A 12,893-nucleotide genomic window follows, 5' to 3' on the forward strand; every position below is an offset into this window, starting at 1 on the left:
GGCGCAAATAGGGTTCATCAGCAGGGCAACACACACCGCCCCGCACCAAACCCAAACGGGCCCGCCGCAACCACAGGGTCCACCGCAAAAGGACTAACGTTATGAAAAACCTCATCATCTCCGCCCTCGTCGCTTCCGCCGCTCTGACCGGTGCCGCTTCTGCCCAAGTCGGATCGGGCGCTGCCGCCGCCATCGCGCACTTCAACCAGGACGTGGACGTCGCGAACGACGCCGTTTCGCTGATCAACCTGGACGGCGACCGGGTCGTGGTCTCCAGCCGCTCGGGCGGTCTGGGCGCGGTCTTCGCGCTGTTCAACTCGGACGCGGACACGGCCAACGATTTCACCGGTCAAAACGGCGCGACGCTGGTGTCGGGCACCCCGGCCTACGACGCCGACATCTTCGCCGAGATCGAGCGTCAGCGCGAGCTGGACGACTGATCAACTAGCCACCCCCTCGCGGTCCGGGTGCTTCTCCCCCGCCCGGACCGCGCCTGTTCCCCATCCCGAAGTGCCTCGCACGCACGAGACCCCCGTCAGAGCATTCGCTCGGCGGGGGTCTCTTCGTTTTTGGGGGTCAGCGCAGGCGGGGTGTCAGGCGGCGGGCATGCGTTTCTCGACGATCTCGGCCCACCAGGAACAGCCTGCGGGGATGGCTTCGTCGGTGAAGTTGTATTCAGGGTGGTGCACCGGGGCCGTTTCGCCGTTGCCGACCAGGATGTAGGCCCCCGGGCGTTCCTCCAACATGAAGGCAAAGTCTTCGCCGCCCATGACGAGCGGGGCGTCGTCGCAGGACCCTGACACGGAGCGGGCGACGTCGGCTGCGAAGTCGGTCTGTTCTTCGTGATTGACCATGACCGGATAGCCGCGCTGATACTCTACGTCGGCCGTGCCGCCGAAGGTGGCGCAGACGCCCGCGGCGATGTCCTTGATCCGTCGCTCGGCCAGATCGCGCTGATCCTCGGCCATGGTGCGGACGGTTCCCTTGATTTCAACCCTTTGGGGGATGACGTTGAAGGCCTTGGAGGAGGTCTCGAACGAGGTGACGGAAACCACGATCTGTTTCACCGGATCGGCATTGCGCGAGACGATGCTTTGCACCGAGGTGACGAAATGGGCGGCCATCAGGGTCGTGTCGATGACCTCTTGCGGTTTGGCCGCGTGGCCGCCCTTGCCCTCGAGCGTGATGGTGAACACATCGGTGGCTGCAAAGAACGCGCCGGGGCGGATCGCAAAACTGCCGACCGGATTGCCGGGCCAGTTGTGCATGCCGTACACCTCCTGGATGTTCCAGCGGTCCATCATGCCGTCGTCGCACATTTCCTTGCCGCCGCCGCCGCCTTCTTCGGCGGGCTGGAAGATCACCACGACGGTGCCGTCGAAATTACGCGTCTCCGACAGGTATTTCGCCGCGCCCAGCAGCATGGCGGTATGACCGTCGTGGCCACAGGCATGCATCGCGCCATCGGTCTTGGAGGCGTAGTCCAGCCCGGTCTGTTCGTGGATCGGCAGGGCATCCATATCGGCGCGCAGGCCGATCACCTTGCCCGAGCCGCTGGACTTGCCCTTGATGACGCCAACGACGCCGGTGCGGCCAATGCCTTCGACCACCTCGTCGCAGCCGAAGGCGCGCAGCTTGTCGGCCACAACCTTGGACGTGCGGTGCGTGTCGAACAGGATCTCGGGGTTTTCATGAAGGTCCCGACGCCATTCGGTGATCTCGGGGAGCAGTTCTGCAAAGCGGTTCTTGACGGGCATGAGGGTCTCCTTTGACGGCAGAGCCTGCCGCGCGTCGCGGCGGGCTGCAAGGGGGCAGGCGGCGTCGGCAGGCTGCCCCTGCGTCAGCGCACCCTCGATGCGAAACGGCAGGATCGGAAAGGCCAGCCGCCGCAACGCCGGGCCGGATGGAGAGCGCGAGGATGCCTCGCGCAGTCCGTCGTCAGCGCGGGGGTGACGGGTGGGTATCGAGCGCCGCCAGACGGTTGGCAATCGTGTCCCGGAGCCATCTGTGGGCCGGATTGCCGTTTGAACGTCGGTGCCAGACCATGATGATCTGCGCCTGCGGGATGGGAATCGGCGGCGTGTAGATCGACAGGCCAAGCCGAGGGGCGATGCGCGCCGCGAACTGTGCCGGGACCAGCGCGATAAGGTCGCTGACCTCTACCGCGCGGGCCACACCAAAGAAGAACGGCAGGGTCATCGCCACCTTGCGTTTGCGCCCCACGCGGGCGAGGGCGGCATCCCCCATGGCCTGCAAGCGGCCCTCGGGCGAGAACAGCACGTGGCCCATGTCGCAAAACAGGTCGATGGGCACGGTGTCACCCGGATCCAGGGCGGTCAGGCGCGGATTGTCCGCGCGGGCGATCGCCACGAATGGCGACTGAAAGACACGTTGCCGATCTGCCCAGGGGGGCAGCTCGGTTTCCGGGATCAGCGCGACGTCGACTTCGTAGCGTTCCAGGGTGTTGACGTAATTGTCCGGGACGAGATCGACGAGTTGGACGCGCATGCCGGGGGCCAGGCGGGCAAGATCGGCGGCCAGGTCCGGCATCAGGCATTCGGCGAAGAAATCGCTGCCGGACAGGCGAAAGGATTGCGTGGCGGCGCGGGGGTCGAATGTCTTGGGCGCGGTCAGGGCCCGCTCGATTTCGATCAAGGCATCACGCAGGGGATCGGCCAGGGCGCGGGCATAGTCCGTCGGTTCCAGCCCGCGGCCCCGTCGCACGAACAGGTCATCCTCGAGCGTGTGGCGCAGACGGCCCAGAGCAGCCGAGACGGCGGGTTGCGACAGGCCGATCTTTTGTCCGGCGGCGACGGTGGAATGGGTCTGCAACAGCGCATCCAGCACGCGCAGCAGGTTCAGATCGAGGGTTGAGAAATTCATAATCTGGATACCAACTATACAATCAATCCATTTATATGATTTTGCAGTTCATGGTACCAGTTATGTGAAAGCGCTTTCGGATCCTTTCAGTCCCGAAACAGGGGGAGCCGATGTCACATTCCATCCTTGGACCCGAAGCCTATGAATGGGCCGGAACCTGGTACAAACCGATCCTGACAACCGACGCGAGCGGTGGGGCCATGTCCATCGTCGATTCCGTCTCACCCGAAGGGTCCGGGCCGCCGCGCCATGTGCACGATGCGGAGGACGAGACCTTCGTCATTCTCAGCGGGACCTGCGCATTCTGGGTCGCTGGGGAAACCGTCGTCAAAGGCCCCGGCGAGACGATCTTTGTGCCGCGCGGCACCGAGCACACGTTTCGCGTCACCGATGACGCGCCTTGTCGCCATCTGGTAATACTGACGCCCGGCGGGTTCGAAGGCTTTTTCGCCGACATGGCGAAGGGTCAGTTCCGCATTCCCGACGACATGCCCGCGATCGAGGCTTCGGCGGGGCGTCACAACCTGCGGTTCACCGGACCGCCCCTGGGGATGGAGTAGGGTCATGGATTACGGAAAGCTGTTTCTGGCCACCGGGGCGGTGGCGGCATTGATCGGAATGGGGTGGGGCATCCAGATGTCGGCCACGGGCGATCACACGCTTTCGCCCGCACATGGGCACCTGAACCTACTGGGTTGGGTGTCGATGGCGATCTACGGTGTCTATTACGCCCTGACCCCGCAGGTCGGGCGTGGCTGGGTGATGGGGCATTTCGGGCTGAGCCTGCTGGGCCTGATCATCTTGGTGCCAGGCATCGCAATGGCGATTTCCGGCAGCGGCGAGGCGCTGGCCAAGGTGGGGTCGGTCGTCTGGGTTCTGTCGATGGTCGTCTTCGTCGTGACCGTATTGCGCAACGGCGTCGGCCCCGCGCGGGCCTGAACCCGCGCTAGACCAGCGTGTCGACCAGGCGCCGCAACAGGGCCTCGCCCTTCTGGAACTGGTCGACCGCGATCCATTCATCGGGCTGGTGGGCCTGGGCGATGTCGCCCGGGCCGCAGACCACTGCCGAATAGCCGCGTTCCTGAAACTGTCCCGCCTCGGTCCCGTAGGTGACGACGTGGGTGCCGTTGTCCCCTGTCAGGCGGCGGATCAGCGTCTCGGCGGTGCCGTCCGTTTCGGGGGTCAGGGCGGGCACCCCGTGGTTGCAGACCCAGGACACGCCTGCCTCGGGGTGGCGCGTCTTCAACTCGGCATCGAGGTCGGTCAGGAAGGTTTCCAATGCCTTCGAATGGCGGGCCATATCGTCGCCCGCAGGGACGCGGAAACCCAGCTTGAAGGTGCAATCCCTGGCCGTGATATTGTGCGCCGTGCCCCCCTGGATCATGCCGACATGCACCGTGGTATGGGGCGGGTCGAAGGTGGCAGAGATGGGCGAAGGCGTCTCGGCCATCAGCATGGCGTTGCGGTCGTTGACCCATTGCAGGATGCGCCCGGCTTCGTGGATCGCGCTGACGCCCTGCGGCAGTTTGGACGAATGCACCTCGAACCCGTGAACGTGAACCTCGTGGATGGTCGAGGCGTTGTGGCCCGTCACCGGGCGCAGCATCGACGGCTCTCCGATCAGGGCTGCGGCGGCGCGGGGCAGGTGGGCCACCATGTCGTCGATCATCGGCGGCGCGCCGATGCAGCCGATCTCTTCGTCGTAGCTGAACGCCAGTTGCAGGGGGCGCGACACGCCACGTTCCAGCGCATAGGGCACCATGGCCAGCGCCAGCGCGTCGAAGCCCTTCATGTCGCAGGTGCCGCGCCCATAGAGGCGCCCATCCTTTTCGGTGACCGTCCAGGGATCGGTGGTCCAGGCCTGCCCATCCACCGGCACGACATCCGTATGCCCCGACAGCACGACGCCCCCGGCCACCTCGGGCCCGACATTTGCATAAAGCGCGGCCTTCTTTCCGGTTGCGTCATAGACGCGGCGCGACGCGACACCGAACCCGGCCAGATAGGTTTCAACCCAGGAAATCAGCTCGAGGTTCGAATCGCGGCTGACGGTCGGGAAGGACACGAGGCGGTCCAGAATTTCGCGTGCGGTCGGGGAATTGGCCATGGGTACCTCCGGCGCAAGGGGTGGCGCGACAGGGCGGCGTGGTCAAGGGGTGTGCGGTCCTTGGGCGGAGTATGCCCGATGATCGGGCCGCTTGCCCGTTTTCTGACCCTGTGCACAGACCGACCCCACGTGATGCACGGAAAACGGGCACGACACTTGCGGGGGCGCGATCATCTGTTAGCCTGATCCGAAGACGTGCCGTCAGAGCGCGCCGAAACAGTCAGGGAATAGTGTATGCCAGACGGCAATGCGCGCGAGGGGTGGGTCCCCGGTGATGCTCAAAATGTGCTGGAAGTCAGGGGCTTGTGTACCGTTTTCGGGACACGCGGGGGCGAGGTTCACGCGGTCAATTCGGTCAGCTTCGAGGTAAAGCCAGGCGAGCTGCTGGGTGTCGTCGGGGAATCCGGGTCCGGCAAGTCGGTCACGATGATGTCGTTGATCGGCCTGCTGCCCAGCCCCCCTGCCGAAGTCCGCGAAGGCCAGGTTTTGCTGGACGGAGAAGACCTGTTGAAGGTCAGCCCCGCCCGCCTGCGCGAGGTCCGTGGCGGCGAGGTCGGGTTCATCTTTCAGGATCCGATGACTTCGTTGAATCCGGTCTTCAACGTCGGCTTTCAGATCATGGAACCGCTGCGGCGGCACATGGGGATGAACAAGGCGCAGGCCCGTGAACGCGCGGTCGAGTTGCTGGAACTGGTGGGCATTCCCGGTGCGCGGGGGCGTCTGTCGGACTATCCGCACCAGTTTTCGGGCGGGATGCGGCAGCGGGTGATGATCGCCATCGCGTTGGCCTGCGATCCCAAGGTTCTGATTGCAGATGAACCGACGACCGCGCTGGACGTGACCATTCAGGCGCAAATCCTGGAGATCGTCGAGGACCTGCGCAAGAAACTGGGCATGGCGATCATCTGGATCACCCATGATCTGGGCGTGGTAGCGGGCATCGCGGACCGGGTGCTGGTGATGTACGGCGGGCAGGTGGTCGAACAGGCCCCGGTGTTCCCGCTATTCAACGACGCGCGCCACCCCTACACGCGCGCCCTTTTGAAAACGATCCCGTCCGTATCGGGCGCACGCGCCGAAAAATTGCAGGTGATCGAAGGGCAGCCGCCGATCCTGGCCGGCGCGCCCACGGCCTGCCCGTTCCGCGATCGGTGTCCGCTTGCCTTCGAGAGGTGCCACGCGGAAAACCCACATCGCGAAATCGTGGCCGAGGGCCATGACGTCGCCTGTTTCCACCCTCTGGCCCGGACCGGGCGCGACTCTCTGGAAGGGGCCCCCGCATGAAGCCGCTTGTCGAGGTACGCGACCTGAAGATGCACTTCCCGATCTATGCCGGGTTGCTGCGCCGTCAGGTGGGCGCGGTAAAGGCCGTGGACGGGGTGACGTTTTCGATCATGGAAGGCGAAACGCTGGGCCTGGTGGGCGAGTCCGGCTGCGGCAAGTCGACCTGCGGGCGCGCGGTGCTGCGGCTTTATGACATTACCGACGGTGAAATCGTGATCGATGGGCGGGCCATCGGATCCGACAGCCAGGGCAGCCTGCGGTCGATGCGGCCGACGATGCAGATGGTGTTTCAGGACCCGCAGGCCTCGCTCAACCCGCGCATGACCGTGGGCAGCATCATCGGAGAGCCGCTGGACGAACATACGACGCTCTCCACCACAGAGAAGCGCGCGCGGGTGCGCGAGTTGATGGATCAGGTCGGTCTGAACGACGCCTTCATCAATCGCTATCCGCACGAATTCTCGGGGGGACAACGGCAGCGGATCGGGATTGCCCGCGCACTGGCGCTCAAGCCCAAGTTCATCGTCTGCGACGAACCCATCGCCGCGCTGGACGTGTCGATCCAGGCGCAGGTCGTCAACCTGCTGGAAGAGCTGCAGGACGAGTTAGGCCTGACTTACCTGTTCATCAGCCACGACCTGTCGATGGTGCGCCATATCGCCGACCGCGTAGCGGTGATGTATCTGGGCAAGGTGGTCGAATTGGCCCCGCGTGACGATCTGTATGATGCCCCCCTGCATCCTTACACGCAGGCTCTGCTTTCTGCCGTGCCGGAGCCGGACCCGGCCAAGGCGGGTCAGAAAAAGGACCGCATCGTGTTGCAGGGCGACGTGCCCAGCCCGGCGAACCCGCCGGATGGATGCAACTTCTGCACCCGTTGCCCCAAGGTGATGGACGTCTGTCGCCGGATCGATCCTGACTTCCGCGAGGTGGCGCCCGGCCACTGGGCGGCGTGTCACCTGCACGACCCGGCCCAGGGCGGAGCGGCATGAAATCCCGGTTTTTCCACGGAAAACCCGGTGGGCGACGCGCCGAGAGAGCGCGCGCCGAGGCTCGGATTCGAGCGCAACGCGTCCGGGAGAGGGCGCGCCAACAAGGAGAACCCCGAATGAAAATGAAATCAGCCCTGCTGTGCGCCGCCGCGAGCTTCGCGCTTGCGCCGATGGCCATGGCCGATGGCCACGAAGGTGAGCGCGGTCGCGACGGCCAGGTCAACATCATCTACTGGCAGGCCCCGTCGACCCTGAACCCGTTCCTGTCGGGCGGCACCAAGGACGTCGAGGCCGCCTCGCTGGTGGTGGAGCCGCTGGCCCGTTTCGATGAAACCGGCTCGATCCAGCCCTGGCTGGCGACCGAGATCCCGACGGTCGACAACGGCGGCATCTCCGAAGACCTCAAGACGATCACCTGGAAGCTGAAAGAGGGCATCCTGTGGTCGGACGGCACGCCGTTCACCTCTGAGGACGTGAAATTCACCTGGGAATACTGCACCAACCCCGAAGGCGGCTGCGCCCAGGTCACCAAGTTCGAGGGCGTCACCGGGGTCGAAACCCCCGACGCGCTGACCGTCGTGGTGTCGTTCGCGGACCCGAACCCCTATCCCTATACCGCCTTCGTGGGTGGCGAGAGCCCGATCCTGCAGAAGGCGCAGTTCGAATCCTGCGTCGGCGCGGCGGCATCGTCGTGCACCGATCAGAACTTTGGCCCGATCGGCACCGGCCCCTTTGTCGTGGATGATTTCCGCACCAATGACGTCATCGCCTTTTCGGCCAACCCGAATTACCGCGTCGAGGGCAAGCCCGCCTTCGCCAGCGTCAACTTCAAGGGTGGCGGCGACGCCGATGCGGCCGGTCGTGCCGTGATGCAGACCGGCGAGTTCGACTATGCCTGGAACCTGCAGCTGGCCCCCGAGGTCATCGCCTCGATGGAAGCAGGCGGCCTGGGCACCCCGGTCGCGGGTTTCGGCCCGCTGGTCGAGCGGATCATGCTCAACAACACCAACCCCGATCCGGCGCTGGGCCCGGATGAGCGGTCGGTGATCCGCCCGCACCCGTTCCTGGGTGACCCGGCGGTCTACAAAGCCCTGTCCATGGCCATCGACCGCCCGCTGCTGGTGGAAATCGGTTACGGTCAGGCCGGCAAGGTCGGCTGCAACTGGGTGCCGGCACCCGCAGTCTTCGCCTCCACCTCGATCAAGTGCGACGTGCAGGACCTGGAAGGCGCCAAGGCCATGCTGGAAGACGCGGGCTACGTCGACAGCGATGGCGACGGCATCCGCGAAGCGGACGGCAAGCCGATGTCGGTTCTCTACCAGACGTCGACTAACGCCGTGCGCCAGGATTTCCAGGCGCTGATCAAGGAATGGTGGGAAGAAATCGGCATCTCGGTCGAGCTGCGCAACGTCAACGCATCGGTCTTCTTCGGTGGGGATGCGGGGTCGCCCGACACCTTCCAGAAGTTCTATGCCGACGTGGAGATGTACGCCAACACCTTCAACGGCACCGACCCGCAGGCCTATCTGGGCAACGGGTTGTGCGACAAGGCCCCCAGCCCCGCGACCCAGTGGCAGGGTGAGAACATCTCGCGCTTCTGCGATCCCGAGTTCGACGCCCTCTGGAGCGAGCTGTCCAAAACCTCCGGCATCGAGGCCCGCGCCGAGATCGCCAAGCAGCTCAACGACATGATCATCGAGCGTGGCGGTATGATCCCGCTGGTGCACCGTGGTCGTCTGTCAGCGCACGCCAACACCCTGGGCGGCGTCAAGCTGAACGTCTGGGACAGCGAGATTTGGAACATCGCCGATTGGTACCGCATCGGCGAATGACCTGAACCGGGCGGGCCGTTCGCGGCCCGCCCACCCTGCCGCGCCCATTGCGCGGTGGGTTTCACCCACCCTACGCCGTGGCCTGCGTAGGGTGGGTAAAACCCACCGACCCCGCCCTTCGCACAGGATGGCCCATGCTGACCTTCACCATTCGAAGATTGCTCTTCGCGATACCGACGCTGCTGTTCATCGCGCTCGTCATCTTCATGTTGCTGGAGCTTGCGCCCGGCGACCCCATGGCGAACGTGCCACTGACCGTGCCGTCCGAGGTCAAGGAACAGATGCGGCAGGCCCTGGGCCTGGGAGAGCCGGCCCCGATCCGGTTCTGGAAATGGCTGGTACAGTTCTTCTGGATCGAGCCCTTGAACGTGGTCGATGCCTTGTTCGGCACCGGCTTTGCCGAAGACAAGCTGCGCATCATTTCCTGGCAGAACCGCGCACCGGTCTTCATCGCCATCGCCGAGCGTATTCCCCAGACCCTGTGGGTGGTCGGCACCGCCTATATCATCGCCATCGTGATCGCGATCCCGGTGGGCATCTATTCCGCCTACAAGCAGTATTCGGTCTTCGACCAGGCGGGCACCTTTGTCACCATGGTGGGCTTTTCGGTCCCGCCGTTCTTTTCCGGCGTACTGGTGATCGTGATCTTCGCGGTGCAGCTGAAATGGTTCCCGTCGATCTATGACACCACGCTGGTCGTCGACAGTTGGGCCGCCTTCAAGCAGCAGGTGATGCAGATGGTGTTGCCGGTCATGGTGCTGGCCCTGCAGATCACCTCGCAGCTGTCGCGGTTCATGCGGGCGTCGATGCTGGACAATCTCAACCAGGATTACGTCCGCACCGCCCGCGCCAAGGGACTGCGGGAACGGACGGTGGTTCTGGTCCACGTCCTGCGCAACTCGATGATCCCGGTGGTGACCGTCATCGCCCTGGGCATCCCGTCGATCTTTGGCGGGGCGATCATCACCGAGCAGGTGTTCAAGGTGAACGGGATCGGCCAGTTGCTGATCACCGCGATCCAGGCCAACGACCTGCCGATGGTGCAGACGCTGACCTTCATCTTTGCGGTGCTGATCGTGCTGTTCAACCTTATCGCCGATGTCCTCTATGGCATCCTCGACCCCCGGATCCGCTATGACTGAGCCGCAGACCAATATCGGCACCGATCAAGGCGTCGTCGCCAATTCCGCAGCCGTGGCCGGGACCGACCCGGTCCTGTCCAACACCACCTCGCGCAGCCAATGGTGGGATGTCTGGGACCAGTTCCGCACCCACAAGGGCGCGATGTTCGGGGCCCTCGTGTTCCTGCTGATCGTCGGACTGGTGGTGCTTGGCCCGCTGTTCTGGGATCTGGAAACCGGGATCAAGACCAACATGCGCGCCCGCAACGAAGGCATGAGCCTGGCCCATCCCTTTGGCACCGACCGTCTGGGCCGGGACATGTTCGCGCGGATGATCGCGGGCGGTCAGGTCAGTCTTGCGGTTGGCGGGGCGGCCATGCTGCTCAGCCTGCTGCTGGGCACGTTGATCGGGGTTCTGGCAGGGTATTTCCGGGCGCTGGACGGGCCGCTGATGCGCTTTACCGACTTGTTCCTGGCGCTGCCGCTGCTGCCGCTCTTGCTGGTCATGGTTCTGCTCTTCCGGGAGCCGTTGACGGCGGCCTTCGGGATCGAGACCGGAATTTTCATCCTGATCGTGGCGGCCATCGGCATCACGTCCTGGATGCAGACCGCGCGGATCGTGCGGGGCGACGTGCTGGCCCTGAAGGAGCGGGAGTTCGTTCTGGCCGCCCGGTCCATCGGCACGCCGCCGCGACGGGTGATCACGCGCCACGTTCTGCCCAACGTGCTGTCGCCGATCATGGTCTCGGCCACCTTGGGCATCGCGACCGCGATCATCACGGAATCGGCGCTGTCCTTTCTTGGCCTGGGCTTTCCGCCCGACTTCCCGACCTGGGGGCGTCTGCTCAACGACGGGGTGCCGTTCCTGGAGCTGAACCCGGGGCTGGCCTTCTGGCCGGGGATTGCGATCTCGCTGGTTGTCCTGTCGATCAACTACGTCGGCGATGGGCTCCGCGACGCGCTGGATCCGCGGATCCGGGGGCGCTAACGCCCCTCAGCGCGGTAGGCGCTGGGCGTACGGCCGTAAAAGGCCAGAAACGCCGCGTTGAACCCCGAGAGGGAGGCGTAGCCCACCTCCAACGCGATCTGCGACACCTGCGCATCGCTCAGGGTCAGCCGCTCGGCGGCGCGGATCATCCGCATGCGTCGTTGCACCTGGCCCCAGGACATCCCCAACTCCGCCGTGCAGCGGCGGGCGAAGGTGCGGGGCGTCAGGGCGACGGCGGCGGCCACGTCCTGTTGCGTCAGCTCGGCATCCAGTCGCGACTGGGTATATTCCAACGCCTGGGCGATGGCGGGGCTGCGGGCAACGGGCAGGACAGCGGGACTGGTCCGGGCGGACAGGGACCAGGCCAGCGCGGCCAGCGTGCCGAACAGCGTTTCGGCCAGGTCCGGACGCGGCCCGTCTGGGGTGTCCCAGGGGCGGCAGGTGGTCAGCAGCTCCCGCAAAAGCGGCGTCACCTCGAACACCGACAGCAGCGCGGGCGGAGCCGGGTGCGTGTCCGCGTCCAGCAGGACGGAACAGCAGCGCAGCGGATGGGTGATCGCGACCTCGATCGGCGTGTCGGCGGCCACCAGCGCGGCACGCGCAGGCGGCAGGGTCCAGCGCTGGCTTTCGTAGGTCAATGTCATCGACCCCGCCAGCGCATAGAGCAGGTAATGCCGGTCCATCCGGAACGGGCGTGGCGGGCCCGCCGGAAAGTCAGCGTTGACGCAATAGGCGCTGTGCGGGGCATTCATGGGCGCAGGGTGGCCCTAGGCGTCGGGCGCGTAAAGGGTCGTGACGAGGCGTTGGCTGATCGGCGGTGCGATCATCAGGGGCTTCAGCCCCGCCAACGCGCGGGCAAACGCGTCGGAGGCGAGGTAGCCTTCGAAGCTGGCCGCATCCGACCAGCCGTGTTCCAGCCGCAGGCGGTCGGGCGCATGGGGATCGGTCAGCACGTCAAAGGCGACGTTGCCCGGCATTTCGCGTGCCTCGGCTGCGTCGATATCCAGAATGGCCTGCGCTTCGGCACGCTTGTCAGGGGCGACGGTCACGTCGATGAGGGCAAGAATCTGGGTCATGCTTGGGTCTCCGTTGCTAGGGTAAAGAGGTAGGCGCGGCTGGTGCGGCGGGGCGGGCCACTGGCAAAGCCGGTGGTGGCAAGGGGGCGCAGATCCGCCGCGCGGGCCATGGACTGGACGGTGTCTGATGCAAACCAACGGTGTCGCCAGCGCAGCCAGATCACCCATTGGCACCAATGCGGACGGCTGACGATCAGCAGCAGGCGACCGCCAGGTGTCAGCAGCCGCGTCATGGCCCGCAACCCCGCGACCGGGTCGTCCAGATGTTCGATCAGATGCGCGCTGATCACCAGGTCGAAGGCACCTTGCGTGCCGTAACCGTCCAGCGTGCTGGCCACGCATTCGGCCCCCGGCAGGACCGCGCGCGCCTGCGCCAGCATGGCGGCAGATCGGTCCACGAGGGTCAGACGGTCGGGCCAGCCCAGACGCGCCACCAGTGCGGCGGCCAGCGTACCGGTGCCCGCGCCCATGTCGCAGACGGCACCTGGCCGGGTCGGGACCAGTTGGTCCAGCATTTCGCCATAAGCGGCCTCATACCCCAGACCGCGCATGCGATCGGCCCACCAGGGGGCGGCTGTGGCGTAGGGGTCCAGGGTTTGATCGGTCATCG

14 protein-coding genes are annotated in these 12,893 nt (G+C 65.4%); 8 read left to right on the plus strand and 6 right to left on the minus strand.

The annotated features are described in order from the left end of the window. Positions 1-101: 101 nt before the first annotated feature. A complete protein-coding gene (locus K3551_RS10165) occupies positions 102-440 on the plus strand; it encodes a hypothetical protein (protein ID WP_259912938.1) in 339 nt (112 codons plus the stop codon). Between the two features lie 153 nt (positions 441-593). On the opposite strand, the gene K3551_RS10170 is transcribed toward K3551_RS10165, so the two are convergent. Beyond that, a complete protein-coding gene (locus tag K3551_RS10170; RefSeq protein ID WP_259912940.1) occupies positions 594-1,757 on the minus strand; it encodes a M20 aminoacylase family protein in 1,164 nt (387 codons plus the stop codon). Between the two features lie 181 nt (positions 1,758-1,938). Further along, positions 1,939-2,883 (minus strand): LysR family transcriptional regulator, encoded by a 945-nt coding sequence (locus tag K3551_RS10175; RefSeq protein WP_259912941.1) that lies wholly within the window; start codon positions 2,881-2,883, stop codon positions 1,939-1,941. Between the two features lie 110 nt (positions 2,884-2,993). On the opposite strand from K3551_RS10175, the gene K3551_RS10180 reads away from it, so the two are divergent. Together K3551_RS10180 and K3551_RS10185 are read left to right on the plus strand one after the other, a co-directional pair. Next, positions 2,994-3,443, plus strand: coding sequence for a cupin domain-containing protein (locus K3551_RS10180; RefSeq protein WP_259912942.1), 450 nt, complete (start codon positions 2,994-2,996; stop codon positions 3,441-3,443). Between the two features lie 4 nt (positions 3,444-3,447). Then, a complete protein-coding gene (locus tag K3551_RS10185; RefSeq protein WP_259912943.1) occupies positions 3,448-3,822 on the plus strand; it encodes a hypothetical protein in 375 nt (124 codons plus the stop codon). Between the two features lie 7 nt (positions 3,823-3,829). Here the strand turns inward: K3551_RS10185 and argE are convergent, their stop codons facing one another. Next, positions 3,830-4,990 (minus strand): acetylornithine deacetylase, encoded by a 1,161-nt coding sequence (gene argE / locus K3551_RS10190; protein WP_259912944.1) that lies wholly within the window; start codon positions 4,988-4,990, stop codon positions 3,830-3,832. Positions 4,991-5,224: 234 nt separating this feature from the next. Between argE and K3551_RS10195 the strand changes: the two genes are divergently transcribed. From K3551_RS10195 to K3551_RS10215, 5 genes are all read left to right on the plus strand, one after another. Then, positions 5,225-6,274 carry an ABC transporter ATP-binding protein gene (locus tag K3551_RS10195; protein ID WP_259912954.1) on the plus strand — a complete coding sequence of 350 codons (1,050 nt, stop codon included), beginning with the start codon at positions 5,225-5,227 and terminating at the stop codon, positions 6,272-6,274. After that, a complete protein-coding gene (locus K3551_RS10200; protein ID WP_311199721.1) occupies positions 6,271-7,266 on the plus strand; it encodes an ABC transporter ATP-binding protein in 996 nt (331 codons plus the stop codon). The genes K3551_RS10195 and K3551_RS10200 overlap by 4 nt, the downstream gene beginning before the upstream one ends. A gap of 116 nt (positions 7,267-7,382) precedes the next feature. Continuing rightward, positions 7,383-9,098 carry a peptide ABC transporter substrate-binding protein gene (locus tag K3551_RS10205; protein WP_259912955.1) on the plus strand — a complete coding sequence of 572 codons (1,716 nt, stop codon included), beginning with the start codon at positions 7,383-7,385 and terminating at the stop codon, positions 9,096-9,098. Positions 9,099-9,232: 134 nt separating this feature from the next. Beyond that, on the plus strand, positions 9,233-10,240 hold the full coding sequence (locus tag K3551_RS10210) for an ABC transporter permease (protein WP_259912956.1): 1,008 nt from the start codon (positions 9,233-9,235) through the stop codon (positions 10,238-10,240). After that, positions 10,233-11,207: an ABC transporter permease gene (locus tag K3551_RS10215; RefSeq protein ID WP_259912957.1), complete on the plus strand. Its 975-nt coding sequence runs from the start codon at positions 10,233-10,235 to the stop codon at positions 11,205-11,207. The genes K3551_RS10210 and K3551_RS10215 overlap by 8 nt, the downstream gene beginning before the upstream one ends. Here the strand turns inward: K3551_RS10215 and K3551_RS10220 are convergent. From K3551_RS10220 to K3551_RS10230, 3 genes are read right to left on the minus strand one after another with little or no spacing between them, the layout of a single operon-like run. Beyond that, complete coding sequence (locus K3551_RS10220; RefSeq protein ID WP_259912958.1) at positions 11,204-11,959, minus strand: AraC family transcriptional regulator; 756 nt, start codon at positions 11,957-11,959, stop codon at positions 11,204-11,206. The genes K3551_RS10215 and K3551_RS10220 overlap by 4 nt on opposite strands. Positions 11,960-11,974: 15 nt before the next feature. Next, a complete protein-coding gene (locus K3551_RS10225) occupies positions 11,975-12,283 on the minus strand; it encodes a putative quinol monooxygenase (RefSeq protein ID WP_259912959.1) in 309 nt (102 codons plus the stop codon). Further along, positions 12,280-12,891, minus strand: coding sequence for a class I SAM-dependent methyltransferase (locus tag K3551_RS10230; RefSeq protein WP_259912961.1), 612 nt, complete (start codon positions 12,889-12,891; stop codon positions 12,280-12,282). The genes K3551_RS10225 and K3551_RS10230 overlap by 4 nt, the downstream gene beginning before the upstream one ends. Positions 12,892-12,893: the final 2 nt, after the last annotated feature.

The organism is Jannaschia sp. M317 (assembly GCF_025141175.1).
GTDB lineage: Bacteria > Pseudomonadota > Alphaproteobacteria > Rhodobacterales > Rhodobacteraceae > Jannaschia.

Excerpts from the sequence above, each read along its gene's own strand:
- K3551_RS10165 (WP_259912938.1), top strand. The coding sequence starts at position 102 with ATGAAAAACCTCATCATCTCCGCCCTCGTCGCTTCCGCCGCTCTGACC.
- K3551_RS10170 (WP_259912940.1), bottom strand. The coding sequence starts at position 1,757 with ATGCCCGTCAAGAACCGCTTTGCAGAACTGCTCCCCGAGATCACCGAA.
- K3551_RS10175 (WP_259912941.1), bottom strand. The coding sequence starts at position 2,883 with ATGAATTTCTCAACCCTCGATCTGAACCTGCTGCGCGTGCTGGATGCG.
- K3551_RS10180 (WP_259912942.1), top strand. The coding sequence starts at position 2,994 with ATGTCACATTCCATCCTTGGACCCGAAGCCTATGAATGGGCCGGAACC.
- K3551_RS10185 (WP_259912943.1), top strand. The coding sequence starts at position 3,448 with ATGGATTACGGAAAGCTGTTTCTGGCCACCGGGGCGGTGGCGGCATTG.
- argE (WP_259912944.1), bottom strand. The coding sequence starts at position 4,990 with ATGGCCAATTCCCCGACCGCACGCGAAATTCTGGACCGCCTCGTGTCC.
- K3551_RS10195 (WP_259912954.1), top strand. The coding sequence starts at position 5,225 with ATGCCAGACGGCAATGCGCGCGAGGGGTGGGTCCCCGGTGATGCTCAA.
- K3551_RS10200 (WP_311199721.1), top strand. The coding sequence starts at position 6,271 with ATGAAGCCGCTTGTCGAGGTACGCGACCTGAAGATGCACTTCCCGATC.
- K3551_RS10205 (WP_259912955.1), top strand. The coding sequence starts at position 7,383 with ATGAAAATGAAATCAGCCCTGCTGTGCGCCGCCGCGAGCTTCGCGCTT.
- K3551_RS10210 (WP_259912956.1), top strand. The coding sequence starts at position 9,233 with ATGCTGACCTTCACCATTCGAAGATTGCTCTTCGCGATACCGACGCTG.
- K3551_RS10215 (WP_259912957.1), top strand. The coding sequence starts at position 10,233 with ATGACTGAGCCGCAGACCAATATCGGCACCGATCAAGGCGTCGTCGCC.
- K3551_RS10220 (WP_259912958.1), bottom strand. The coding sequence starts at position 11,959 with ATGAATGCCCCGCACAGCGCCTATTGCGTCAACGCTGACTTTCCGGCG.
- K3551_RS10225 (WP_259912959.1), bottom strand. The coding sequence starts at position 12,283 with ATGACCCAGATTCTTGCCCTCATCGACGTGACCGTCGCCCCTGACAAG.
- K3551_RS10230 (WP_259912961.1), bottom strand. The coding sequence starts at position 12,891 with ATGACCGATCAAACCCTGGACCCCTACGCCACAGCCGCCCCCTGGTGG.